The following is a 26,290-nucleotide window of genomic DNA, read 5'->3' as shown; positions in this document are numbered from 1 at the left end:
ACCACAGCCACAGGAGCCGCCACATGAGCGACAAGCTGCTTTACCAACAGGACGGACATGTCGTCACGATCACCTTCAACATGCCCGAAACCCGCAACGCGCTGACCGATGGCGACCTGTGCGCCGCGATTGTCGAGGCGATGCAGCGGATCGGCGATGACGCCTCGGTGCGCTGTGCCATCCTGACCGGTGCGGGCAAGGCGTTTTCCTCGGGTGGCAATCTCAAGCACATGCAGGAAAAGAGCTCGATCTTTGCCGGCGATGCGATTGACGCCAAGGACCGCTATCGCAACGGCATCCAACGTGTCGCACGGGCGATCTGGGAGTGCGAGGTGCCGTTGATCGCCGCCGTCAACGGCCCGGCCTACGGGGCGGGGTGCGATACCACTTGCATGTGCGACATCCGTATCGCTTCGACCCGCGCCACCTTTGCCGAGAACTTCGTCCGGGTCGGGCTGATCTCGGGCGATGGCGGGGCCTGGTTGCTGCCGCGCCAGATCGGCCTGTCGCGTGCGGCCGAGATGACCTTTACCGCCGAACCGGTCGATGCGGCGACGGCGCTGGACTGGGGGTTGGTGTCCCGGGTGGTGGCACCGGAAGAGTTGATGGATACGGCGCATGACCTCGCCGGGCGGATCGCCCGGAACCCGCCCCGCCAGTTGCGCATGGCCAAGCGCCTGATGCGCGAAGGGCTGAACACGCGGCTGGACTCGGTGCTTCAACTGGCGGCGGCCTATCAGGGGGCCAGTCACCAGACCGAAGATCATGCCGAGGCCATCGCCTCGCTGCTGGACAAACGCGAGGCGCATTTCACCGGCCGCTGATCCGAAAGGCACGGGTGAGCGCCGACAGGATTGACAGGCGCGGGGCAGGGGGCAAACTTGGGCTGCCCGACCGTGTCCGCGCAGCAACCAGGGGAGACGACCGATGAATGACACCGTCCTTTATGAAATGCGCGGGGCCATTGCGATCCTGACGCTGAACCGGCCCGAACAACGCAATGCGGTCAATATCGAGCTGACCCAGACGTTGCGGCGTGCGCTGGCGCGGTTCGAGGCGGATCCCGAGGCGCGGATCGCCATCCTGACCGGCGCGGGTAACGTGTTTTCCGCGGGAATGGACCTGCGGGCGTTCCTGGAGGGCGATGGCGAGTCCATCTTGGGGGGCGACGGTCACTTTGCCGGTTTCGTGCGCGCCAGCCGCACCAAGCCGGTGATCGCCGCGGTCAATGGCCCGGCGCTTGCGGGGGGCTGCGAGCTGGCGCTGGCCTGCGATTTGATCGTTGCCAGCGAAACGGCGTTCTTCGGCCTGCCCGAACCCGCCATCGGCATTTTCGCGGGGGCTGGCGGGCCGTTCCGTCTGGCGCGGAAAATCCCGCCGGGCAAGGCGATGGAACTGTGCCTGACCGGTGACCGGCTGTCGGCGCAAGAGGCCCATGGCTATGGCATGGTCAATTGCCTTGCTGCCCCCGATGCGGTGCTGGACGCGGCGGTTGCGCTGGCCGACCGTATCCTGAGAAATGCGCCCCTGTCGATCGCCGCCACGCTGGAACTGATGCGCGCCGCGAACGATCTGGCCGAGCGCGAGCTTTGGGCGCTGAACCAGCGGCTATGGGCGGATGTCGTCGCCTCTGACGATGCCCGCGAGGGGCCAAGCGCCTTTGTGCAAAAGCGCCCGCCTGAATGGGGGCGTGGCGGTTCGGGGTCCTAGCACCGGACCCATGACGCGCGACGCGGACAATCATAGGACGCGGCGGATATCGCGCAACGCATGGTTGCGGTTCTGATTCGAAACGTAATGTGCTATGGTGCGGCAGGTTCGCAACCAATAGCTGCATTGGTCACATAAGCGAAGACGCCATCAAATTTCTGTACCGCGCCCCGCATGACGGGTGCGGGTTCTGATGACGTGCCGCGCCGTCGCCATTCGGGATCATGGGAGCCGACGCCAATCCACGGCGATTCAGGCCACGGCGATTCAGGAAGGAAAGGAAACGTGTCCGAGACCGGCCCTGTGTCCAGCCCGATGGAGGCCGACGCCAACGGCGGTCTTCCCTCGCGGTTCGACCTGCCGGACACCACGCTGCCGCAAGGGGGCGGGGCCATTCGCGGGCTGGACGAGCGCTTCGCGGTCAACGGAGCAAACGGAACCGCGACCTTTACCGTGCCATTGCCGGTGTCACCCGCGCGCGGCGGCGAGCCCGCGCTGGCGCTGTCCTACAGTTCCGCCGGCGGGAACGGCCCCTTCGGGCAGGGCTGGAGCGTCGACATCCCGTCGATCTCGCGGCGCACCGACCGTGGCCTGCCCCGCTATCGCGATGCGGTGGACAGCGATACCTATGTTCTTGCCGGGCTGGAAGACCTGGTGCCGGCGCGGGACGGAGCAGGGGCGCTGATTGAAACCACGCGCCGGGACGAGGCCGGGCAGACCCACCGCGTCCGGCGATACCGGCCCCGGATCGAAGGGTCGTTTTCGCGGATCGAACGCTGGGACCATACCGCCAGCGGGCAGGTGCATTGGCGCGTCATCACCCGTGATAACGTCACTTCGGTCTATGGCGAACGTGCCGCGGCGCGGCTGGCCGATCCCGAGGCCCCGGCTCATGTATTCCGCTGGATGTGCGAACGGCGATTTGATGATCGCGGCAACCTGACGCTCTATGACTACAAGGCCGAGGATGGCGCGGGGCTAAACATCCCCCCTGCCGAGCGCGACAGGGCCGGAGGCGCGACGCAGATTTACCCCAAACGCATCCTGTATGGAAATCGCGCGCCCTATGCTCCCGGCGATCCGCTGCCCGGCGAGGATGCGTTTCGCTTTCAGACCGTGTTCGACTATGGCGAGCATGACGACGCACCGTTCAGTGATCTGGGCCTTGGGCAATTGGCCTATGCCGCAGACCCGCGGCCGGTGGAAAACGGAGCATGGGCAACCCGCCCTGACCGGTTTTCATCCTATCGCAGCGGTTTTGACATTCGCACCAATCGCCGGTGCCGGCGGGTCATGCTGTTCCACCTGTTCGACGCGCCCGAACTCGTGCGGTCGGTCGATCTCGACTATGACGATGCAACCGGCCTGTCGTTGCTGAGTGGGGCGACAACGCGCGGCTATATCCGCGATGGCGCGGGCTATACGGCGCGGGCGATGCCGGGGCTGCGCTTTCGCTATGCCGGACATGCCTGGCAGACCGGTCAGCGCGGGTTGAGCCCCGGTGATCTGGCCGGGTTGCGGGCGGGGTTGGCCGATGATGCGCGGCTTTTCGTCGATCTCTATGGCGAGGGCCTGCCCGGAATGCTGACCCGCGATGCGGCGGGCTGGCACTATGCGCGCAACCGGGGCAGCGGGGCGTTTGAAGCGCAGGCCGTCATCGACCCGCTGCCGGCGCTTGCAACACGGGCCGGCAACCTGGTCGATCTGGGTGCGGACGGGCGACAGCGCCTTGCCAGCCGGGACGCGAGGCCGCGCGGGCAATACACGATGCAACAGGATGAAACCTGGAGCGCCTTTGCCACCATCCCCGCCACGCTCACCACGCCGGTCGACCTGCCCGATGCCCGCCCCGTCGATCTGACCGGGGACGGGCGGCCCGACCTGCTGATCACCGGCGGCGAAAGTCTGCTCTGGTACGAGAGCAAGGGTCTCGATGGCCACGCCCCGGCCCGTGTTGTCGAATTGCTGGACGCGGAAAGCCGCAATCCGCGCGTGGTGTTTTCCGATCCGGAGCAATCCGTCGTGCTGGCCGACATGACGGGCGACGGGCTGAGCGATATCGTGCGGGTGCGCAACGGTGCGATCTGTTACTGGCCCAACCGGGGCTATGGGCGGTTCGGGCGGCGTATCGACATGGACAATGCGCCGTTGCTCGATGCGCCCGACCGCTTTGATCCCGCGCGCCTGCGCTTTGCCGACATCGATGGCAGCGGCCCGGCGGACCTGGTCTATCTGACCGACCGCGCGCGTATCTGGCGTAATCTGTGGGGCAACGGGTGGATCGAGGCACCGGTCGAGATCACCGGCCTGCCGCATCACGCAGAAGCGCGTATCGAGACGGTTGACATATATGGGCAGGGAACGACTTGCCTTGCCTGGTCGTCGGGCCTGCCCGCCGATGCCCATGCGCCGTTGCGGGTGATTGACCTGATGGCGGGGCGCAAACCCTTCCTGATGACCGGCTACAGCAACGGATCGGGGGCCGATGTCACGGTCGAATACCGGCATTCCACGGCCTTCTACCTTGCCGACCGGGCCGAGGGGCGGCCATGGCTGTCCAGGCTGCCCTTTCCGGTTCACCTCGTTTCGCGGCTGGAAACGCGGGACCTGGTGGCGGAAACCTCGCGGGTGGAGACCTTTTCCTATCACCACGGTCATTACGATACGGCGGAGCGCGAGTTTCGCGGATTTGCACGGGTTGACCGGCGCGACGCGGAAACCGCCAGCCACTTTGCCGCGCAGGAGGGGGGCGGCTCCGTTCCTGCGCCGCTGGATCAGGCCCCGGTCCTGACCCGGACCTGGTATCATACTGGCGGCGGTCCCGATGCGCGCCAGCTGCTTCAGGGGTTGCGGGGCGAATTCTACCGCGATCCCGTCAACCCGGAACCGCTGCTGCCGCCGGTCGATCTCCCCACCACCCCGGACGCGGAAGAGGCGCGCGCGGCGGCGCGGACGCTCAAGGGCAAGACCCTGCGCCAGGAAGTCTATGCCGAGGACGGCACCGCCCGCGCTGCGATTCCGCTGACCATTGCCAATACCCGCCATCGCGTGCACCGGGTCCAGCGCCGGGCGGGCAACGCGCCGCCGGTGATGTTCTCGACCGCCATCGAAACGCTGACCCTGCATGTGGAACAGGGGCTGTCCGAACCCCGGCTGTCGCATACGCTGACGCTGGCCGAGGACGCCCATGGCAACCCCCTGCGCAGTGCCAACGTGGTCTATCCGCGCGCCGGTCCCGATCCGGCAGTGCCGCCAGAGGTTCAGGCGGAACAGGCGCGGCTCTGTATCAGCAGCCAGCAGACCGTCTATTCCAACGCGTTTGACACGGAAACCGCCTATCGCCTGCCCATTGCCGTCGAGGAACACAGCTGGGAAATCGCCGGCGTCTCGCCGGCCCGCGACCTGTTCGCGGTGGGAGAGCTTGATGCGGCGATCACCGCCGCCACCGAGATCCCCTTTGAAACACCGTTTTCAGGTGCCGCGGAACGCCGGGTGATTGCGGCCATGCGCACCGGGTTCTGGGATGACTCCGGCACCGTTGCGCTGCCTCACGGGGTCATCGCCGCCAATGCGCTGCCCCGCCAGAGCCAGGCGCTGGCCTTTACCCCCGGATTGCTGGGCGCGGTTTATGGCGCGGATGTGGATGCGGCGATGATGTCCGCCGCTGGCTATGTGGCAATCGACGGAGGGTGGTGGCGGCCCACATCGACCGTGCGGTATGACCGGTTTTCACAGCCGGTGTCGGTTGAAACTCCGTTCGGCGATATGGCCAGCCTGACCCGCGACGCCGATGACCTGATGGTCGAGAGCCGCAGCGACTTTGTCGGAAACCTGTCGCGGTTCGTCAACGACACCCGCACCTTGTCGCCGGTCGAAAAGGTCTCGCCCAACCAGAACCGCACGCAGATCCGCATGGATGAGCTTGGTTTTGTGGTTGCGGTCGCGCGTCTGGGCAAGGGGGCCGAGGGGGATACGCTGGCCGATCCCACGGTACGGCACAGCTATGATCTCGGGGTTTTTGCCGCCACCGGGCGCCCGAACGTGGTGCGCACCGAGCGCAGGGAACGACATGGCCCCGGCAGCCCGGTCCGGCTGAGCGTCGAATACACCAACGGGGCCGGCGGCGTGCAGATGGCCAAGCGCGAGGCCGAGCCGGGGCTGGCCCGGATGCGCGGCGCGGGCGGGGTGGTCGAGGTGGACACAAGCCCGGCGCTGCGGTGGGTGGCGTCGGGCCGGATCGTGCAGAACAACAAGGGCAACCCGATCAAGACCTACGAGCCCTATTTCTCGACCAGCCCGGATTACGAAAGCGAGCAGGACCTGGTTCAGGTGGGGGTGTCGGCGATCCGGCACTACGATGCCCTGGGGCGGGAAATCCGCACCGATCACCCGGATGGCACGTTCGAGCGGATCGGGTTCACCCCGTGGCTGATCCTGCGCCATGATCGCAACGATACGGTACTGGACAGCGACTGGTATGCCGCGCGCGGAGCGCCCGACCCGCTGCTCGACCCCGAGCCGGAGGCCGCCGAACCCCGCGCCGCATGGCTGGCCGCTGCCCATGCCGATACGCCGACGCGCGAACATTTCGACACGCTGGGCCGGTCGGTGGTGACCGAAACCGACGCGGGCGGCGGCGTCACGCATCAGCTGCGCACCATCATCGACATTTCGGGACGCAGCCGCGCGGTCATCGATGCGCGGGGCAATTCGATCATGCGCTATGACCATGCGCTCACCGGCGAGCGCATCGCCCAGGACAGCCCCGATGCCGGGGCGCGGCGGTTGTTGCCGGATGTGCTGGGCCGGGTGATCCTTGGCTGGGACAGCCGGGGGCACCGGACCCGCACCGAATATGATGCGCTCGACCGTCCGCTGCGTGTCTGGCTGCGCGCCGGTGCCGGGCTCGAGATGCTGGTGTCGCGGCTGGATTACGGCGACGGCCCGGATGCGCCCGCCGACGCGGTGGCCCGCAATCTACGCACCCGGCTTGTCCGGCGGTTTGACCAGGCCGGGCTGTTGGCGCAAGAGGCCTTTGACCTCAATGGCAACCTGACCCGCGTGGCCCGCCGCCTCGCGACGGCCACAACGGGCACAATCGACTACGACCGGCCCGACCCCCTTGCGCTGCTCGAGGCCGAGACATTCCTGAGCGAAACCGCCTATGACGCCCTGTCGCGCCCGACACGGATCAGCACACCGGCCAGCGCCGGCATGGTCGCTTCGGTGATCACGCCGGGTTACAACGCCGGGCAGGCGGTCGAGCGTATCGCATTGGCCGTCCGGGGCGGGGCGAGCCGGGACTGCATCACCAATATCGACTATGACGCGCATGGGCGGCGGCTCGCCGTGGACTATGCCAACGGAACCCGGCGCGAGCAGAGTTTTGACGCCCTCTCCTTTCGGCTGAGACGCCAGTTGACCCGGCGCGGGGCGACGGTGTTGCAGGACCTGGGGTATACCTATGACCCGGTCGGCAATGTGACCGAGATCCGCGATGCGGCCGCCGCGGATGTCTATTTCGCCGGTGCGGTGGTCGGGGCGCGACGGCGATTTCGCTATTCGGCGCTCTACCGGTTGCTGCGGGCGTCGGGGCGCGAACATGTGGGGCAGAACCGTCCGCCGGGTGCCGGGGATCCGACCCGCAGCGGGCTGGCCCATCCGGGCGATGGTGCGGCCATGCGGTCTTATGTGCAGGATTACGATTACGATGCCGCGGGCAACCTGCTCGAGATCGTGCATCGCGCCGGGGTCGGGGCCTTTGCCGAACAATGGCGTCAGACCGCAACCTATGACGCGGGATCGAACCGCATGATCGACGTCACCGCCGCTGGTGTGACCGAGACATTTGCCCATGATGGTCACGGCAACATGGGTTTCCCCCACCTGGACCTTGCCGAATGGGATCACAATGATCGCCTGCGCCGGGTGGTACGCGCGACCGCCGAGGCACGCTATTGCTATGACGCCGACGGGGTGCGGATCCGCAAGACCGAACTGCGCGGATCGGTGCGCGAAGAGCGGCTGTACCTCGGCGGGTTCGAGCTGTTCCGGCGTCACAATGCCGGCCGGCTCGAGCTCGAACGCGAGACCGTGCACCTGATGGATGGCGAGAGCCGATTTGCCCTGGCCGAAACCGCGGCCACCGGCACCGTCGATGCCGGCGGGACGCTGATGCGGTATCAGTATCATGATCACCTGGGATCGGCGGCGCTGGAGCTTGACGCGGGCGGCGCGGTGATTTCCTACGAAGAATACCACCCGTTCGGCACAACCTCGTACCAGGCGGGGCGGGATGCGACCGAAACCCGGCGCAAGACCTATCGCTATGTGGCCACCGAACAGGATGACCTCACCGGGTTCTATCACATGGGCGCGCGCTATTACGCGCCGTGGTTGGGCCGATGGAGCGCCTGTGATCCCGCCGGGCTGGTGGATGGGCCGAACCTCTATCGCTATGCCCGCAACAATCCGCTGCGGATGAGCGACCGGCAGGGCACCGACCCGGATGACGAGGTCGAGGTCGGGCCGCTGCGGCTCAGGAATATCCGCATCGATGTATCGGGCGGGATCGGCACCCCGCCCGGCGGCGTGCCGATGTTCCTGCCGCCGCGCCCCGGCCCCCGGCTGCAGTTTTCCAGCTCGCTCAGCCTCGCGCCGATGCCGCCATCGCTGCCTCGCGATGTTCCCGCGCCGGATGCGTTGCCGCCGCCGCGTTCCGGGGATGCCGAGGATGCAGGCGATGGCGACAGCGGCACGCCGGTGCGCGCCGAGGCATCGGCGGTGATCACATCGGATGCGCAATCCGGCACCATCACCGCCAGCACCGAGGCGTTCGGCCTGGTGGGGACAATCGGCTCGGGCGTCTGGGCATCGTTGCATGCCACCGGAACCTTCACCGCGCCGACGCCGGACAGCTCTTCGCTCGATCCCTATCTTTTTGCCCGCCATGCCACCGGGCAGGGGCGGTTCTTTGGCGCGGTGCAAGTGCCGGGGCTGACGCTGGGGACATATTCCGGCGATTTCACCCTGAGACCTCATGGCCAGTTCGGTTTCAACGCCGATATCGGCACGATCGGCAATCTCGCGCGGCTCAACCTTGATGGATCGGGGCAATTGCGGGACGGCGGCGTTGACCTGCAAGCCACCGGGCAGCTTCGGCTGTTCGGCTATCCGCAACTGCGACTCGATGTGGAAGGCTCCATCGAGAGCACCGGCGAATACAGCTTTACCGGCGGGGCGCAGGGGCTGATCTTTCCGACGCCGTTGCCCATCCCCACGACCTATGCATTCGGAAGCTTCAGCGCCTCCTCTGCCGAGGGATTCTCGGGGCAGGCGCATCTGATCGGGCTGGGGCCGTTCATTCCTTTCCCGGATGTTCCCGACCCGGCGCCGCTGCCACCGGCGGCGCGGGATCTCATCAATCCACCGGCGGACCCGTCGATCCGCCCGCTGGTTCTTGGATATGGCTTTTTCGATTACCGCCAGGGCCGTTTCAGCGGCGTCACGGTGGGCGGTGTTCTGTTCGAAGACTCCCGCGAGGGAGGTAACCCGATTGGTGTTCCCGGCCTTGGCGGTTCTGCCGTGGTCGCGTTTTGAAGGCGTAGACACATGCGCCGCTAGCAACAGGAGGTCGCTCCCATGCCCTTGACACGTACGCTGACCATTGGAATGCGCGGTGAGGATGTCGCGATACTGCAAAAGGCGCTGCGGGCACTGAACCTGCGGGTCGAGGATCGCGCGGGGATATTCGGCGACAGCACCCGCCGCGCGGTGTTCGATTTCCAGCGGCGCCACCGGCTGCGCACCACCGGCAGCCTGAGCATGGCGGATCTTCCCAGCCTGGTGCGGGCGCTTGGAACCGATCCCTTTGGCGGGCGTGACGCCGGCCCGGACGATCCGCGCGATCCCGACCCGACCCCGCCGCGCACCGAGCGTTCCGAGCTGGTCGTGACGGGGCTGGTGCTGCATCCCGACGGCAAACCGGTGCGCGCGGCGGTGGTCGCCGGGGTGGCCAAGGGGCTTGTGGCCGCCGACGACAAGACCATCGGCATGGCGCGCACCGATGCCGAGGGGCGCTATACGCTGCGAACCGAGGTCGAGACCGGCGGCATCGACCTGGTGATCGAGCTGCGCCCGGCGCGCGGCTCCGGGCGGGTGACGCGCTCGCCGCTGATCGTCGGGGCAGAGGGCAGCCGCACGGTGGACCTCGTGGTGGCGGCCTCGGATGCCTACCCGGCCCAGAGCGAATTCGACGAGATCGACAGCCGCCTCGCGCCGCTGGTCGAGGGGGTGAACGACCCGGCACAGCTGGACAGTGACTCGGTTGCGATGCTGCACGCCAAGACCGGCATTTCGCCGGTGCGGGTTTCGCACTACCTCAAGGCGCTGGACTTTGCCCGCAAGGGCGGGGCAGAGGCGCAGGTTTATTACGGGTTGCTGCGCGCCAACTTGCCCGCGAATGGCCCGGCGCTGGCGGCGATCAGCGACAAGGTTCTCGCACGCGCGATCCGCACCGCCGCCGAGGCGGGGGTCATCACGCGCGACCTTGCCGCCGCCGGGGACAAGATCGATGCGTTGGTGCAATCGGTGAACAGCGCCGAAACCACCACCATCCTGGACCAGCCCGACCTGTCAAACGGCGTGCCGTCCTTTGCCACATTTGCCGGGCTGACCGGGCTGAGCCGTGAGGGTCAGCGCGGTCTGGTGGAGCTTGTGCAACGCCACGCGGGCAGGGCGGAGGACCTCTGGAAAAGGCTTGAGGATGACCGCCGCATCGGCCGTACCGGGCGGCGGCGGGTCGAAACCACCGCGCGGCTGAGCGTGCTGACGCTTGGCAATACCGGCATGATGAAGGCGCTGCTCGAACGCATCCCCGACGATGCCGAGGATCCGCTGTCATCGCTGGTCGCGTTGACGCGCAAGGATTGGGAAACGCTGGTCGACCGGCTGGGCGAGGGGGGCCTGCCGCCGGGGTTCGCGGTGAGCGGCGACAGCAAGCCGCAAGCGGTCTATGCCCAGATGATGACGCGGATGATCGAAGATGCCTATCCCACCCAGACCTTTGCCGCCCGCCTTGGCGACGCGGATTTCGACGGAGCCGGTACGGTATCGCGATTCCTGCGCGACAATCCGGGGTTTGACCTGTCGTCGAAATCCGTGCGGAGCTATGCCGCCGAGACCAATCTCGATCTGGATGACGGCGCGCGCGCGACCCTTGAGGGGGTACAGCGCATCTTTGCCCTCGCCCCCCGGTTCGAACGCCACGAGACCATGCAGCCCCTGCTGCAACGCGGGCTGACGTCGGCCTACCAGATCCGCGCGATGGGCGAGACCCGGTTCCTTGAGGGCTTTTCTCAACCGCTGGGTGTGGCCCGGGCACGGATGGTGTTCGAAAACGCCCAATCCAGGACCGCGCTCGCCACGACCCTGTTCGGACGCTACGGCGCGGGGTTCAACAACGTGGCGATGAACGTGCTGCCGGCCTGGAATATCCCCGCGATCCTCGCAGAATTGGCCAATGCCTTTCCTACCGTCGACGAAGCCACGTGGGAAGGGTTGTTCGGCAATATAGATTTCTGCGCCTGCGAGCATTGCAACTCGGTCTACAGCCCGGCGGCCTACATGGTTGCATTGCTGAAGTTCCTGCGTGATCGCGGGCTGTTGCCCGAACTGGATACGCGGCGGGCCGAGATCGGGGCGCTGCATCTGACCTGCGACAATACCAATGTGACGCTGCCCTATGTGGACCTGGTCAACGAGATCCTCGAAGGGTTTCTGACCAACACCACGGCGGCGCATAACACCACCGGCGATATGCGCGACCTGCGCGTGCATCCCGAGCATATCAATGCCGATGCCTATGCGTTGCTTGAGGGCGAGGTTTACCCTTGGTCCCTGCCATTCTCGCTCTGGACCGAAGAGGCGCGCAGCTATCTTGGCCCGCTCGGGGCCACCCGGACCGAATTGCTCGATGTGTTCAACCCGGTGGCGCACCCGGAACGCGGCCCCGCCGAGCGGCTGGCCGTGGCCATCGAACATCTGGGGCTGACCGAAACCGAACGCGACCTGGTGCTGAACGACACGTTCACCGCCGCCCATTGGGATGGCGTGGCACTGGGCAGCTTGCGCAGCGTACAGACCCTGATCGACACCGCGCGGATCGGGTTCGACGATCTGCGCCAATTGCTGGACAGCCGCTTCGTCAACCCGCTTGGCACGCTGCAAATCCAGTATGCCGTGGGCGAGGGGGTGGATGCCGAGATCATCTGTGACCTGTCGGTTGCGCGTATCGAAGCCCTGCAAACCGCCGATCTGAACCGGATCGAGCGGTTTACCCGCCTGCGCCGGAAGCTGGGCTGGTCGGTGCATGAGCTTGATATCGCCATTGCGGCGGCGGGCGGGGCGCTGGATGCGGCGGCACTCGTGACCTTGTCTGACATGAAGTGGCTGCAGGAAAGTCACGGGACAGAGCTTCCGGTGCTGGCAAGCTGGATCGCGGATCTGGACACGCGCGGCTGGCTTGATGACCAGGGGAATACCCGCGCCTCGACCTATGCCGGGCTGTTTCTCAACCGCACCATCGGATCGGCAGAGGACCTGGCGCCGTTCGAACCGGCGGCCTTGGGGGCGGCAGACCTGGGCGATCACGAGGCGGCGATATTGGCCGCCCTGCGCATCATCACCGCCGAGGAGCTGTCGCAGATCCGTGAACGGCGGCTGTCGGACAATGTCATGTCGCTGGCCAACCTGTCGGAATTGCACCGGATCGCGACGATGAAACGGGCGATGGGCATTTCGGTGGGCGCGTTGCTCGACCTGCTCGACCTCTCGGGGCTCGATCCCTTTGGCCCCGACCGCCTGGATCAGGCGCGGCGGCTGACAGAGCTGCTCGGCCTGGCCGGTGAAACCGGGTTTGACATTGCTGAACTGACCTATCTGTTCCGCGATCTTCATCAACCGGCCGCGCCCTTTGTGCCGGCCGACAGCCAGATCACCGTTTTCCTGCAATCCCTGCGCACCGGGCTGCGCCAGTTGCACGAAACTCACCGCATTCAGCCGGACCCGACCGGCGAGATCACCGGCCAGATGCTGGCCAGCGTGGTGGCGGCCGACGAACTGCCCGCGGTGCTGGCCCTGATCGAGCTGACCGCCGACCCCGCCGACCTGCCCGCCGACCCGGTGGCCAGCCTGGATCAGTCGCTTGCGGGATTTGTCGAAGATGCCCCGGCTCGCGCGGCGATGATCGCACAGTTGCTGGACGATACCGATCCGGGGTTCCTGACACCGGGAGACCAGCGGGCCGAACGCTTTGGCCTGGTTCTGGGAGCCCTCGCGCCGTTCCTCGAACGTCTTGCCAGCGTGGCGCTGGTCAAATCGGCAATTGCCGGGTTGCTGGGGCTGCCCGAGGCGGCGAGCGACAGGCTGCTGAGCCTTATGCATTCGGTTGCGAATCCCGCGCAGCCGGCCAGCGCGGTGTTTCTGGACCCGGCCTTTGCCGAGGCCGAGACCCCGATAGATCCCGCAAGCTATCCGGATCAGCATGGCATGGTGCGGCGTTTGCTCAAGGCAGCGATGATCGTGCAGAAACTCGAGATCCCGACCGGCGACCTGGAGGATCTGTTTGCCAGCGTGGCGCGGTTCGGCTGGGTTGATTTCAACGCCCTGCCGCTCTCCGTGACCCCGGGCGTTGCGGGTTTTTCCGCATGGGTCACAACCGCCGGCCTTTATGCGATGACCGGCCGGGCGCGACCGGCGGAACGCTCGCTGTTGCCGTTGGTTCTGCAGGCCGACGCGGGCAGTGGCGGCGGCGGTTTCGATACCTTTCTTGATGCGCTGCATGTCCGGCTTGGCTGGCCCCGTGCCGAGATTGACGCCTTTGTCGATGCCGCGCGGCTTGATCTGGACGATTTCGATACGGATTGGCAGGGCGCGGGTGCCGTGCGCAACCTGCTGCGGCTTGAAGCGGCCTTTCGGCTGCTTGCCAAGCTGGGGGTTGCGCCCGCCATGGGGTGGGGCTGGACCGGCACAACGGTCACCCGCGAGATCGCCGCCAGCATCAAGCAGGCGGCCCGCGCCAAGTATCAGCCGGATCAATGGTACCAGATAGCCGAGCCGGTGCGCGACCGCCTGCGCGACCGCCAGCGCGCGGCGCTTGTCGAGGCGGCAATCCGTCGGTTGAATGTGCCCGACATCCGCGACAGCGAGGATCTCTATAACCATTTCCTGATGGATGTAGAGATGAAGCCGTGTTTCCAGACCTCGCGCATCGTCTTTGCCACCGGCGCGATCCAGACCTTTGTCCAGCGGGTGCTGATGAACCTGGAAACCGGCGCGTCCCTGTCAAGTGCCGACGCGCAACAATGGAAATGGATGAAGAACTATCGCGTGTGGGAAGCCAACGTAAAGGTGTTCGTGACGCCGGAAAACTGGATCGAGCCCGAATTGCGGCTGGGGAAATCGCCGTTTTTCAAGACGCTCGAGGATACCCTGCTGCAAGGTGACGTGACGCTTGAGACGGCGGAACTGGCCTATCAGGAATACCTCGAAAAGCTGGACGAGGTGGCCAAGTTGCAGGTGGCCGGCCTGTGGCGCGAAAACGACACCAAGACCCTGCACGTGATCGGGCGCACCGCGTCCAAGCCCAACAAGTATTTCTATCGTCGCTGGGAAGAGGCGCGGCGCTGGACTCCGTGGGAAGAGATCCCGGTCGAGATCGAGGCCGAGGCGGTGCAGCCGGTGATCTATAACCGGCGGCTGTATCTCTTCTGGTTCGTGACGCTGGTCAAGGCCGACGAAGAGGTGCCGGCCCCCGATACCGGACAGAAACCCAATCGATACATGGAGATCAAGCTGGCCTGGAGCCAGTACCGGCAGCGCAAATGGTCGGGCAAGCGGCTGACCGACATCTTTGTCAAAACCACGCGGTCGCGCCATGACAACGTGATCAATGTCCGGCAGGAATACTGGCGGCCGACCCCGATCATCAAGCCCGATGGCGACCTGCTGATCGCGGTTCAGGTCACGCTGGGCGGGTTCGGTGCCTGGCTGGACAGCAATTTCCTGGATGGTCCGACGGCCTTTCGCTTTGTCAATGACGGCGACATCACGCTCGACCGCTATGACGACGCGGATACCCATCTCTTGCCCTTTGTTGCGCGGGACGAGGTGGTGCCCATCGGCTTTGCCGAGCGGGCCCCAGGGGGAAACCGGCTCAGGCTGCGCGGCTATAACGGCACCTACCAGACCGTGCTGGACGACGCGCCGCATGATTTCCGCCTGACCACGCCCTTGCAATATACCCACTGGTCGTCGGCGGCCCCGCTGTTCTTTGAGGACAAGTATCGCTCTTTCGTCATCGTGCCCCGGCATGTCTTTGGGCATCGTCCCAGTTTCGTGGGCGACCTGACGCTGGAGATCCATCCCGAACTCTACATGGAACTGGACGATCTCGTGCGGGTGAATGACCTCATCAATGGCGGGGCCATCGGCCCGTTGCCCGATCCCGACCCGGTGTTCGGCCCGGATCTGCGCGTGCGCGGCAACAGCAACCCGGCGCGTGACAGGCTGCCCGGTATCGGCGGGGCGAATCCCGATCCCACCCGGATGGATGCCGGGGTGCGCGCCATGGGGCCGGTCATCGGCACCGTGCAACCGTTGCTGGTGCATGACATGGCCAGCCCGGTTCTTGGCGGTGACGTGGATGTGGACCTGCGCACGGTCCGACCCGACTTTCAGGGCGGTGCCAATCAGCTTTTCGCGCTGCTGGCCGAGGAAGGCCCGGCAAACGTCACCCCGGCAACGCTGCTGCTGCGGGGCGATAGCGGGGCCGAGAACTATACGATCGCGGCGGGCGAGATGTCGATGGCGGCGGGGGTGATGAACATGGCGGCCTCGGCGGGCATCTGGACCTTCCTGCCGCAGAAATACCTGCACACCAGGTATCGGTTCATCAGCTTTTACCACCCCTATGTGCCGATGTTGGTGAAGCAGTTGAACCGGTACGGGGTCGAGGGCGTGCTGAACCCGCGCGAAGGCGGCCCGGCGGACAGTTTGCGCCGCCAGCAGACCCGCGAGGCGGCGAACCGGGAATTCGACGACATCTATGATCCCGGTCAGCGGCTCGATATGTCGAACCTGCCGGTTGAACAGTTCGATTTCGAATATGGCTCGCCCATGTCGGTCTATAACTGGGAGCTGTTCTTTCACATCCCCTTGATGATCGCCAACCACCTGAGCCAGAACCAGCGGTTCGAAGAAGCACAGGCGTGGTATCATTTCATCTTCGATCCCACCGATAATTCGGATGTGCCGTTGGCGATGACCCCCTACCGGTTCTGGAAGGTGAAACCGTTTTACGAGAATACCGACATCCGCACGGTGGAAGAGATGTTGCGGCTGTTGTCCTCTTCGGACCCGGAAGAGCTTGCGGCGCGGCGCGATCTCGAGGAACAGATCAGGGATTGGCGCAAGAATCCGTTCCAGCCACATCGCATCGCAGAACAGCGCCCGGTCGCCTATCAAAAGGCGGTCGTGATGAAATATCTCGACAATCTCATCGCCTGGGCGGATCACCTGTTCCGGCAGGACACCCGCGAAAGCGTGCGCGAGGCGACGCAGATCTATGTCCTGGCCTCGGGCATATTGGGCAAGGCTCCCAACCGGATTCCGGCGCCACAGGGTAGCAAGACCATCGGCGGGATCCCGGTGCAGAGCTTCAACGATCTCGCGCCGCATCTCAACGATCTGGACAATGCGCTCATCATGCTGGAAACCGTGTTGCCCCCGGCGGAACTGCCGGGTTCCGATCCTGCCGGGGGATTGGGGGTTGCGACCGAGTTTGCCGCGCCGGGAATCGACGATGGGGGCGGGGGGCCGGGTTTCGGCGGCCCGGATGGCTTTACCACCGGCGAAGACCCCGAAGACCCGCCGGCACCCGAGATTGTCGGTTCGACGCTGTTCTTCTGCGTTCCGCCCAACCCCAAGCTGCTTGGCTATTGGGACACGGTGGCCGACCGGCTCTTCAAGATCCGCCATTGTCTGAATATCGAAGGGGTCGAGCGCCAGCTTGCCCTGTTCGCGCCCCCCATCGATCCGGCGCTTCTGGTGCGGGCCACGGCGGCGGGGCTCGACCTTGGGTCCGTGCTGTCGGACCTCGGGGCGCCGCGCCCGCATTACCGGTTCCAGACCATGCTGCGTTCGGCGCTGGATCTTGCGGCGGATGTCAGGGCGTTGGGGCAGGCGTTGCTGACCGCGCTGGAAAAGCGCGACGGCGAAGACCTGGCACTGTTGCGGCAGCGCCATGAAGAGGTCGTGCTGAAATCCGTGCGCGCGGTGCGCAAGCTGCGCATCGACGAGGCGAAGGAAACTCTCGCCGGGTTGCACAAGAACCTCGAGGGCATCGCCTTTCGCAAGAGCTTTCACGAGACCCGCGATCCGCGCATCCCCAATGAACGCCTGCATATGTCCCAGCTTGAGCTGGCGGACACGTTCGACGAGGTCAGCCGGGCAACCTCGCTGGTCGCCTCGGCGCTGGCGGCGGTTCCCGAGTTCGACATCGGCGCAGAGGGCGGGTTCTCTTCGCCAACCGCCAAGGCCCAGTTCGGAGGCGCGAACCTGTCCAAGGCCGCGACATTGGCGTCGCAGATCCTTGGGGCCGTGGCCTCTTCGACACGCAGCAGCGCACAGCGGGCCTCGATCCGGGCGACCTATGACCGGCGGCAGGAGGAATGGGATTTTTCCGCCGCGCAGGCGGGGTTCGATCATCAGAACATGGAAATCCAGATTGCCGGGGCCGAGGTCAGGCTTGCCCTTGCCGAGCGCGAGTTTGAGAACCACGAGCAGCAGATCGAACAGGGACAGGAAATCCACCGCTTCATGCGGGACAAGTTCAGCAATCGTGATCTCTATGGCTGGATGGTGACGCAGGTATCGGGGCTGTATTTCCAGACCTATCAACTGGCCTATGACCTTGCCAAACGGGCCGAGCGCGCCTTTCAGCACGAGTTGGCCGATGGCACGGCCAGCTTTGTCGACTTTGGTCACTGGACCGGGCTGCGCAAGGGGCTGATGGCGGGCGAGCGGCTGCAACTCGACCTGCGCCGCATGGAGACCGCCTATCGGGAACAGAACCGTCGCGAATTCGAGCTGATCCGCCATTGCGCGCTGAGCCAGATCGACCCGGCGGCGCTGATCCAGCTGCGCCAGACAGGACGGTGCGAATTCGAAGTGCCCGAGGCATTCTTCAATCTCGACCACCCGTCGCATTACCTGCGCAGGATCAAGTCGGTCGGCGTGACGGTGCCCTGTGTCACCGGCCCCTATTCCGGTGTGAACGCGACGCTGACATTGTTGCAGAACCGCATCCGGCGCAACGCGGTGAATGCCGACCAGCCCTATGCGGGGCCGGATGACGCCAATTTCATCGTCAACACCGGCGGTATCCAATCCGTCGCGATCAGCTCGGGGCGCGATGACAGCGGGCTGTTTCAACTCAGCTACCAGGACGAACGCTACCTGCCCTTCGAAGGGGCCGGGGCGGTGTCGCGCTGGCGGATCGAACTGGCTGATCCGTTCCGGGGGTTTGACTATGACAGCATCTCTGACGTTGTTCTGAAAATCGCCTATACCGCGCGCGACGGCGGGCAGGCGGTTGCCGGGCCGGTGGTCGCGGCGCTCGATGCGCGGCTGGGCGAGGTCGTGAACGCCACCGCCGCGACCGGGTTGCACCGCCTGTTCCAGCTTCGGCGCGATTTCGGCACGGTGCTGCATCATTTCCTGCACCCGGCGGGCGCGTCGGATCACGCCGCCGAATTCGACCTGTCGCCGGATCATCTGCCCTATGTGTTCCGCGGGCGGGCGATCGATATCGACAACGTGACGCTGATCCTCGAGCTGACCGACCCGGCGCTGCATGAAAACGGCGCGCCGCTCGCGCTGAGCTTGCAACGCGCCGGTGGCGCGGCACAGGCCAACGATCTACTTGGCGCGGGAACGGCCTTTGGCGGGCTGCCGCATGCGGAATTCACCAACACGCTCGGCCCGCTTACCGCGCCGGAAACCTGGCGGCTGAGCGCGGCGGCGGCCGATGTCGCGGCCTTGCCCGCCGGGCTTCGAACGACCGTGGATATCGAGGGGGCGGATGTGCCCCGGATCCGCGCCGATCTGGTCAAGGACATTGCCATCCTGATGCATTACACCGTCAGTTGACCTGCGCGGGCCCGCGGTCTGGCGTTGCTTGATCGCCCGGCCCGGCAAGCCGCGACAGCGGCAGGCTCAGGGTCAGATGCGCCCCGCGGTCCGATGGTTCAATCCGGACCGTGCCGCCATGCATCCGGGCCACTTCGCTGACGATCGACAGCCCCAGCCCGGTGCCATCGCCGGGCGTCAGCTGGCCAAATCGGCGGAAAACCGTTTCCGAGTCGCCCGGTGACAACCCCCGGCCATCGTCGCGCACCTGGATCCGGGCGTCGGTTTCGCTGCGCGCGGTGCGGACCGAAATGCCGGTGAGCATGGGGCCGCCATGCTGCATGGCGTTTTCGATCAGGTTGGTGATCGCCTCGCCCAGCAGAACCGCGTCACCCCGCACGGGCAACGCGCCCCCGGTGCGCTCAAAGCCGAAATCCAGATCGCGCGACAACACCTTGGCCCCGAGATCCGCACACAGCGTTTCGGCAATCTCGTTCAGGTCAAAGCTGTCGTTCCCCAGCTGCCTGCCATAACGTAGCCGTTCCAGCGACAATAATTGTTCGGCCAGCCGTGCCGATTTGCGCGCCGCGCCGATCAGTTCCTGTTCGCGTCGGGCCCGTTCCCCGGGGTCCCGCACATCGGGCAGGGTTTCGGCAAGCGAGAGCAGCGCGGCGGCGGGATTTCGCAACTGGTGCGCGGCATCCGAGATAAAAGCCTGGTGCGCCTTGATGCTGTGATCCACCTCGCCCAGCAGCCGGTTCAGCGTTTTCACGATGCCCGAAACCTCGGCGGGAACCGCGCGCCTGATGCGGTGCAGGTCATCGGGCGAGCGTTGCTGAATCGCGTCATGCAGGCTGTTGAGCGGGCGCAATCCCATCTGGACGCCGAACCAGACGACCACCGCCAGCGTTGCCATCAACGCAAGGATCAGCGCCGCCGCCCGCCGGGCGAGCGCATTGGCAAAGGCTTCGCGTTCGCGGATCCGCTGCCAGGCGGTGACAACCGTCTTGCCGGTCAGATTGCCGATGGTGGTGGTCTCGGACATGCGCAAGACCCGCACCGGTTCGTCGCGATACTCGGCAATCATGTAATGCGGGCCATCGCCCCCGGCCGAAACGCGGGAACTGGGCGGATAGGCATAACCGGTGACATAGATGCCGCCGGGGCCGGTCACGTGATAGAATACCTCGCCCCCCCCGGCATCCGAAATCAGGGCGCGGGTGCGTGGCGACAGGGCGTCGCCCTCGGAAATCGCAACATCCCGCGAAATCGCCAGCGCCGCCGCCAGCAGTCCGCGATCAAACAGGTCTTCGGCCGTCGATTGCGCCACCGTGAAGCGCCACCAGCCCAGCAACACCGACACCAGCAACAGCGGCGTCAGGATCAGCAACAGGAGCCGAAGCCGCAACGACATGGAACGGGCCGTCATTTGCCCCCGATTTCCAGCATATAGCCAAGCCCCCGCGCGGTCTTGATACGTATGCCGTGGGCCTCCAGACGCCGGCGCAGGCGCGAAACATGGGGCTCTATGGCGCTGTCGTCGATATCCGCGCCGGTGCCGTAGACATGGGTGACAAGCTGTGGCTTGGACACGATCCGGCCCCGGCGTTCGAGCAGGCATTCCAGCGTCGCGATTTCCTTGCGCGGTATGTCGAGCGGCGTTTCGCCATGCATGAGCTGGCGGCTGCTCCGGTCGAACACCAATTCGCCGATCAGGTCACGCTCGGAATACACGAGGCTCTTGCGCCGCGCCATCGCGCGCAGCCGGGCTTCGAGCTCGTCCATGTCAAAGGGTTTGGTCAGGTAGTCATCGGCACCTGCATCCAGCCCGGCGATCCGCTCGGCGGTTTCGCTGCGCGCGGTCAGCAGGATGACGGGCGTGCCATCCTGCCGCCGCCGCAGCGCCCGCAACAGGTCGAGCCCGTTCATTCCGGGCAGGTTGATGTCGAGCACCACCAGGTCCGCCCCGTCGTGCGCCAGGAAGGCGTCGGCCTCTTCTCCGTCATGCAGCACGTCCACGGAATGCCCGCGTTCACGCAGCCGATAGGCGATCGCGCTGGCCAGCGCGGCGTTGTCTTCGATGATTGCGATGCGCATGGATAAAACATTGTCACGCCGCGCAAGTTTCGCGCAAGGTTGATGGGTCAGGTTTTCTGGCATTGGAGGAGGGATTCGTCCCTGAAATGCAAAAACCGCTGTGCCGAACCATTGGTCCGGGACGCGAAGAACTGTCCGTGGGAGGACACCAATGACCGCAAGCAAACTGGCCGCCACCGCGGCAGCAGCAGCCCTGATCGCAGCCGGCATGACCGCGCCGGCCTCCGCAGAGGTGGATTTTTCCGGCAAGACGATCGAATGGGTGATCCCGTTCTCGGAAACCGGCGGTTCGGCCAAATGGGCCAATTTCTTTGCGCCGCTCTTGTCCGAGGAACTGCCGGGCAACCCGACCGTCGTGGTCAAGTTCATGCCGGGCGCGGGCTCGACCAAGGGGGCGAACTGGTTCCAGGAACAGGAGCACGAGGACGGCACCCTGTTGTTCGGCACTTCGGGTTCGACCCAGTTTCCCTATCTGCTGGGCGATCCGCGCGTGCGCTATGAATACAGCGACTGGGTTCCGGTCATGGCATCGGGCACGGGCGGCGTTGCCTATCTGAACCCGGATGACGGTACCAAGTTCGACGGCTCGGCCAACAATCTCAAGGATATCGACTTTATCTACGGTTCACAGGGCGCGACCCGTCTTGACCTCGTGCCGCTCTTGGCGTGGCAGATGCTGGGCATGAATGTCGAGCCGGTCTTTGGCATCAAGGGGCGCGGCGACGGTCGGCTGATGTTCGAGCGCGGCGAAGCCACCATCGATTACCAGACCTCGTCGGCCTATCTCGGGGCCTCCGCGGACCTGGTGGCCAACGGGCAGGCGGTGCCGATGATGACCTGGGGGGCGCTGGACGACGATGGCAACATCGTGCGCGACCCGACCTTCCCGGATATCGCGACCTTCAAGGAAGTCTGCGAAGCCACCGAGGGATGCGAAACCAGCGGCGAGGCATGGGACGCCTGGAAAGCGTTTTTCATCGCCGGCTTCCCGGTTCAGAAGATCGGCTTCCTGCCCGCCGGCACTCCGGATGACGTGCGTGTCACCTACGAGCAGGCCTTTGAGGCCATTCGCAAGCGTGACGACTTTGCCGAGATCGCCTCGGCCCGCGTCGGCAAATACCCGGTTTTCGTGGGCGAAGGCGCGGCCAAGGCCACCAAGGAAGGCACCACCGTCAGCCCCGAAGCCAAGGCTTTCGTGACCAACTGGCTGCAAGAGGCCTATGGCGTTTCGCTGAAATAACTCCGGCCACGCGGCCCCGGTTTGTCGCCGGGGCCGTATTTCCCTGATTTCCAACATATATCGAGGTCGGCGCGATGGATATTCTCGCAACCGCTCTGCCCGCTCTTGGCGACGCTTGGGCGCTCATCCTGCAACCTATGGTGCTGGGTTATCTGGTCCTGGGGGTGGTCATGGGGCTTGCCGTGGGGGTTTTCCCGGGCCTTGGCGGCATTGCCGGCCTGTCCCTGCTCTTGCCGTTCATGTTCGGGATGGACCCGGTTCTGGGTCTCGCGCTGATGGTGGGCATGGTGGCCGTGGTGCCGACCTCGGATACCTTTGCCTCGGTCCTGATGGGCATTCCGGGGTCGTCCGCATCGCAGGCGACGGTGCTTGACGGGTTTCCGCTGGCGAAAAAGGGCCAGGCCGCGCGGGCGTTGTCGGCGGCCTTTACGTCATCGCTGTTTGGTGGGCTGGTCGGGGCGCTGTTCCTGACCATGTTCATCCTCGTGGCGCGTCCGCTGGTGCTCGCCTTCGGGTTGCCCGAGATGCTGATGATCACGATCCTGGGCCTTTCGATGGTTGCGGTGCTGGCCGGGCGGGTGGCGCTCAAGGGGCTGGCCGCCGCCGGGCTTGGCCTGATGATCGGCACCATCGGCGAAGCGGATGCGGGCGGCAGCCTGCGCATGGCGTCTTATGACATTCCCTATCTCACCGATGGGCTCAAGCTGGTGATTGTCGGTCTCGGTATCTTTGCGGTGCCGGAAATCGTGTCGCTGCTGCGTCAGGACCGCTCGATTGCCAAGGATGCCAAGCTGGGCGCGGGCTGGGGCGAAGGGGTGCGTGACTGGGTGGCCAATAAATGGCTGTCGGTGCGCTGTTCGCTGATCGGTGTCGTGGTCGGGGTGATTCCGGGGCTTGGCGGCTCGGTTGTCGACTGGATCGCCTATGGCCACGCGGTACAGACGACCAAGGACAAGTCGAATTTCGGCAAGGGCGAGATCCGCGGCATCGTCGGCCCGGAAAGCTCGAACAACGCCAAGGAGGGCGGCGGGCTGGTGCCGACGCTGCTGTTTGGTATTCCCGGTTCCGGATCGATGGCGATCTTCATTGGCGCCATCGCCCTTCTGGGCTCGGGCGATATCGAGGTCGGCCCGTCGATGCTGCGTGACAATCTGGATATCACCTATTCCATCGTCTGGTTGCTGGCACTGGCCAACGTGGTCGGCACGATCCTGTGCATCGCGGCCTCGGGTGGCATTGCCAAGCTGACCACCATCCGCTTTACCTATCTCGCGCCGTTCCTGTTCATGCTGATCTCGTTCGCGGCCTTCCAGTCGGGGCAGAATTTCGAAGACATCCTGGCCCTGTTCGCAATCGGCCTGATCGGCATTTTCCTGCGCCGGTTCGACTGGTCCCGCCCGGCCTTTCTGATCGGCTTCGTGCTGTCCAACCCGGTCGAGAAATTCTCGAACCAGGCCTTCCAGATCGCCTCGTTCCGGTTTCGCAAATCGTTTGAAGAGGGCATGGATTACATCTTTTCGCCCATCGTCATCGTGCTGATCATCATCACCGTCGTGTCCGTCGTGCTCGGTATCCGCCAGGCCAAGAGCATCATGGCCGAGGGTGATGTGAAATCCGGATCCAAGCGGGCGCCGCTGGTGTTCCTGCTGGTGATCGTCGCCTACCTGGTGACCGCGCTGATCAATGCCAGCCTGATCCCCGACTACAACCTGACGGACAAGATCGTGCCGCTGGTCGTCGGGGGCATTGCGCTGACCTGTTGCCTGATCATGCTGGCGCAGATGATCATGCGGCCCGAAACCGACGTGATTTTCGCCGACAAGGAAATCGCGGGCGAAGACGCCGATGCACCCTATGGGTTGTGGTCGACGCTGGCCTGGTTTGCCGGCCTGATCGTGGCCACGTGGTTCGTCGGCTTCATCCTCGCGCTGGTCGGGTTCATGGTGTCGTTCCTGCGGGTGCGGGCCGGGGCCGACTGGCGCAAGACGCTCATCCTGACGGCGGCCGGTATCGCGCTGATGTGCGTGATGGCCGGTGCCCTGAACCGCGATTTCCCGCCGGGCCTGCTGCAAGGTGCGGTCGACCTGCCCTGGCCGCTGAAGTGAGGAGGGCAGCATGACCCAGACCGGTATCCCCTTTGTATTCATGCGCGGCGGCACCTCGCGGGGGCCCTATTTCAACCGCGCTGACCTGCCCGAAGACCGCGACACACTGGCCGAAATACTGCTGGCCGCGGTGGGGTCGGGCCATCCGTTGAATATCGACGGGATCGGCGGCGGCGCGGCGGTGACGACCAAGGTGGCAATGCTGTCGCCCTCCGAAGACGACTGGGCCGACATCGACTATTTCTTTGCGCAGGTATCGGTCACTGACCGGCTGGTGGATTTCAAACCGACCTGTGGCAATATCCTGTCCGGTGTCGGCCCCGCCGCCATCGAGATGGGTTTGATCACGCCGCAGGGCGACGAAACCGAAATCCGCATTCGCGCGGTCAATACCGGTGCCAAAGTGGTTGCACGGGTCCAGACACCGGGGGCCGCGCTGACCTATGAGGGGGACGCGGCGATTGCCGGGGTGCCGGGCACGGCGGCCCCGATTGCCCTGAATTTCATGGGTGTGGTGGGCTCATCGACCGGGGCATTCCTGCCCACGGGGAACCTGCGCGACGAAATCGACGGCATCGAGGTCACGTGCATGGATGTCGCCATGCCGATGGTGATCGCACGGGCCGGGGATTTCGGCCTGACGGGCCATGAAAGCGTGGCCGAACTGGACGCCGACAAGGGCTTTTTCGAACGCATGGAGGCGGTGCGGGTCAAGGCGGGCGAATTGATGGGCATGGGCGATGTTTCCAAATCCGTCACGCCCAAGTTCGGCCTGTTTGCCCCGGCGCGCGATGGTGGCACGATCGCCGCGCGGTATTTCATGCCGTGGAATACCCATCCGAGCATGGCGGTGACCGGGGCACAATGCCTGGCGTCCTGTGCGCTGACCCCCGGTACCATCGCCGACGGGATGCTCGACCGGCCCACCGAAAGCCCCGCCAACGTGGTCATCGAACATGCATCGGGCACGATCGAGGTGCTGGTTGATTTCAACAAGGATAACGGGTTCTCGCTGAACTCTGCGGGCCTGCTCAGAACCGCCCGCAAGCTGGCGGATGGCAGGGTCTATGTCCCGTCGCATATCTGGGAGGGTGCGTAACATGCCGATCATGAACCTGCTTGTGGCTTTCAACGGGTCCGACGCTTCGGTCGCGGCGCTGCGCTATGCGGCGTCGCTGGCCCGTGCGCGGGGGGCGCATGTGACGGCGATCCTCGCGCATTCCACCCATGACGTGATCAACCGGCATTCACGCTGGATCCCGCAAGAGGCTCAGGCCCTGCTGGATCAGGCGAATGGCGGCATCGTCAAGGCCATCGAGGAGGCGTTCGAAGCCCTGCGCGGCGAATTGAACCTTGGAGAGGCGCTGTCGTTTCGCGAGGTGCCGGGGCGGGTCGATACGGTGCTGTCCGAGGCGGCGCGCACCTATGATGCGATCATTGTCGGGCGGCACATGGATCAGGATGACGGTCACGTGTCGCTGCACCCGGATCGCATTGCCCTGTTGTCGGGGCGCCCGGTGATCGTGGTGCCCGAGGGATACACCGCCCAGGCCCGGCACGGCCATGCGGCGCTGGCATGGGATGGCGGGCGGGCGGCGGCACGCGCCTTGTCCGACGCGCTGCGGTTCCTCGAAGGGCAGGGCAAGGTCAGCGTGCTGACCGTCGACCGGCGCAGCGACTGGCCGGTCAGGGACCTGTTGCTTCACCTGTCGCGCCATGATGTGCAGGCCGTGCACGAGGATTTCCCCGAAAGCCACCCGGTTGCCGAAACCATCCTGTCTTATTGCGACCGGCATGATACGTCGCTGTTGGTGATGGGCGCCTATGAGCATTCCAAGTTCCGCGAGGATTTCCTGGGCGGGGTGACGGCCAAGGTGCTCTCCGGGATCCGGATCCCGGTGCTGCTGTCGCATTGAAGGGCGTGGCAGTGGCACGGGGAAACAAACGGCTG

Annotated in this window: 10 protein-coding genes; 8 read left to right on the top strand and 2 right to left on the bottom strand. The window is 65.4% G+C overall.

Going from position 1 to position 26,290, the window contains the following annotated elements; translation table 11 throughout:
• Nucleotides 1-23: 23 nt before the first annotated feature.
• From ACP15R_RS04260 to ACP15R_RS04245, 4 genes are all read left to right on the top strand, one after another.
• Nucleotides 24-824, top strand: a complete 801-nt coding sequence (locus ACP15R_RS04260) for a crotonase/enoyl-CoA hydratase family protein (protein ID WP_424985134.1) — start codon at nucleotides 24-26, stop codon at nucleotides 822-824.
• 103 nt (nucleotides 825-927) lie between these two features.
• Nucleotides 928-1,710 (top strand): crotonase/enoyl-CoA hydratase family protein, encoded by a 783-nt coding sequence (locus tag ACP15R_RS04255; protein ID WP_424985133.1) that lies wholly within the window; start codon nucleotides 928-930, stop codon nucleotides 1,708-1,710.
• Nucleotides 1,711-1,995: 285 nt separating this feature from the next.
• Nucleotides 1,996-9,309, top strand: coding sequence for a SpvB/TcaC N-terminal domain-containing protein (locus ACP15R_RS04250; protein WP_424985132.1), 7,314 nt, complete (start codon nucleotides 1,996-1,998; stop codon nucleotides 9,307-9,309).
• Between the two features lie 42 nt (nucleotides 9,310-9,351).
• A complete protein-coding gene (locus ACP15R_RS04245; protein ID WP_424985131.1) occupies nucleotides 9,352-18,918 on the top strand; it encodes a neuraminidase-like domain-containing protein in 9,567 nt (3,188 codons plus the stop codon).
• On the opposite strand, the gene ACP15R_RS04240 is transcribed toward ACP15R_RS04245, so the two are convergent.
• Both ACP15R_RS04240 and ACP15R_RS04235 read right to left on the bottom strand, forming a co-directional pair.
• Nucleotides 18,911-20,326, bottom strand: a complete 1,416-nt coding sequence (locus tag ACP15R_RS04240; RefSeq protein WP_424985130.1) for a sensor histidine kinase — start codon at nucleotides 20,324-20,326, stop codon at nucleotides 18,911-18,913. The two genes, ACP15R_RS04245 and ACP15R_RS04240, sit on opposite strands and share 8 nt — an antisense overlap.
• On the bottom strand, nucleotides 20,323-20,994 hold the full coding sequence (locus ACP15R_RS04235) for a response regulator transcription factor (protein WP_424985129.1): 672 nt from the start codon (nucleotides 20,992-20,994) through the stop codon (nucleotides 20,323-20,325). The genes ACP15R_RS04240 and ACP15R_RS04235 overlap by 4 nt, the downstream gene beginning before the upstream one ends.
• 151 nt (nucleotides 20,995-21,145) lie before the next feature.
• Here ACP15R_RS04235 and ACP15R_RS04230 point away from each other — a divergent pair, with 151 nt between their 5' ends.
• The 4 genes from ACP15R_RS04230 (at nucleotide 21,146) to ACP15R_RS04215 (ending at nucleotide 26,255) form a co-directional block, all read left to right on the top strand.
• Complete coding sequence (locus tag ACP15R_RS04230; RefSeq protein WP_424985128.1) at nucleotides 21,146-22,234, top strand: hypothetical protein; 1,089 nt, start codon at nucleotides 21,146-21,148, stop codon at nucleotides 22,232-22,234.
• 74 nt (nucleotides 22,235-22,308) lie between these two features.
• Nucleotides 22,309-24,339: a tripartite tricarboxylate transporter permease gene (locus ACP15R_RS04225; protein ID WP_424985127.1), complete on the top strand. Its 2,031-nt coding sequence runs from the start codon at nucleotides 22,309-22,311 to the stop codon at nucleotides 24,337-24,339.
• Nucleotides 24,340-24,349: 10 nt separating this feature from the next.
• Nucleotides 24,350-25,438 (top strand): 4-oxalomesaconate tautomerase, encoded by a 1,089-nt coding sequence (locus tag ACP15R_RS04220; RefSeq protein WP_424985126.1) that lies wholly within the window; start codon nucleotides 24,350-24,352, stop codon nucleotides 25,436-25,438.
• A gap of 1 nt (nucleotide 25,439) precedes the next feature.
• Complete coding sequence (locus ACP15R_RS04215) at nucleotides 25,440-26,255, top strand: universal stress protein (RefSeq protein ID WP_424985125.1); 816 nt, start codon at nucleotides 25,440-25,442, stop codon at nucleotides 26,253-26,255.
• Nucleotides 26,256-26,290: the final 35 nt, after the last annotated feature.

The sequence above is a fragment of the Microbulbifer sp. S227A genome, assembly GCF_049800935.1.
This window is presented reverse-complemented; position numbering and strand designations above follow the sequence as displayed.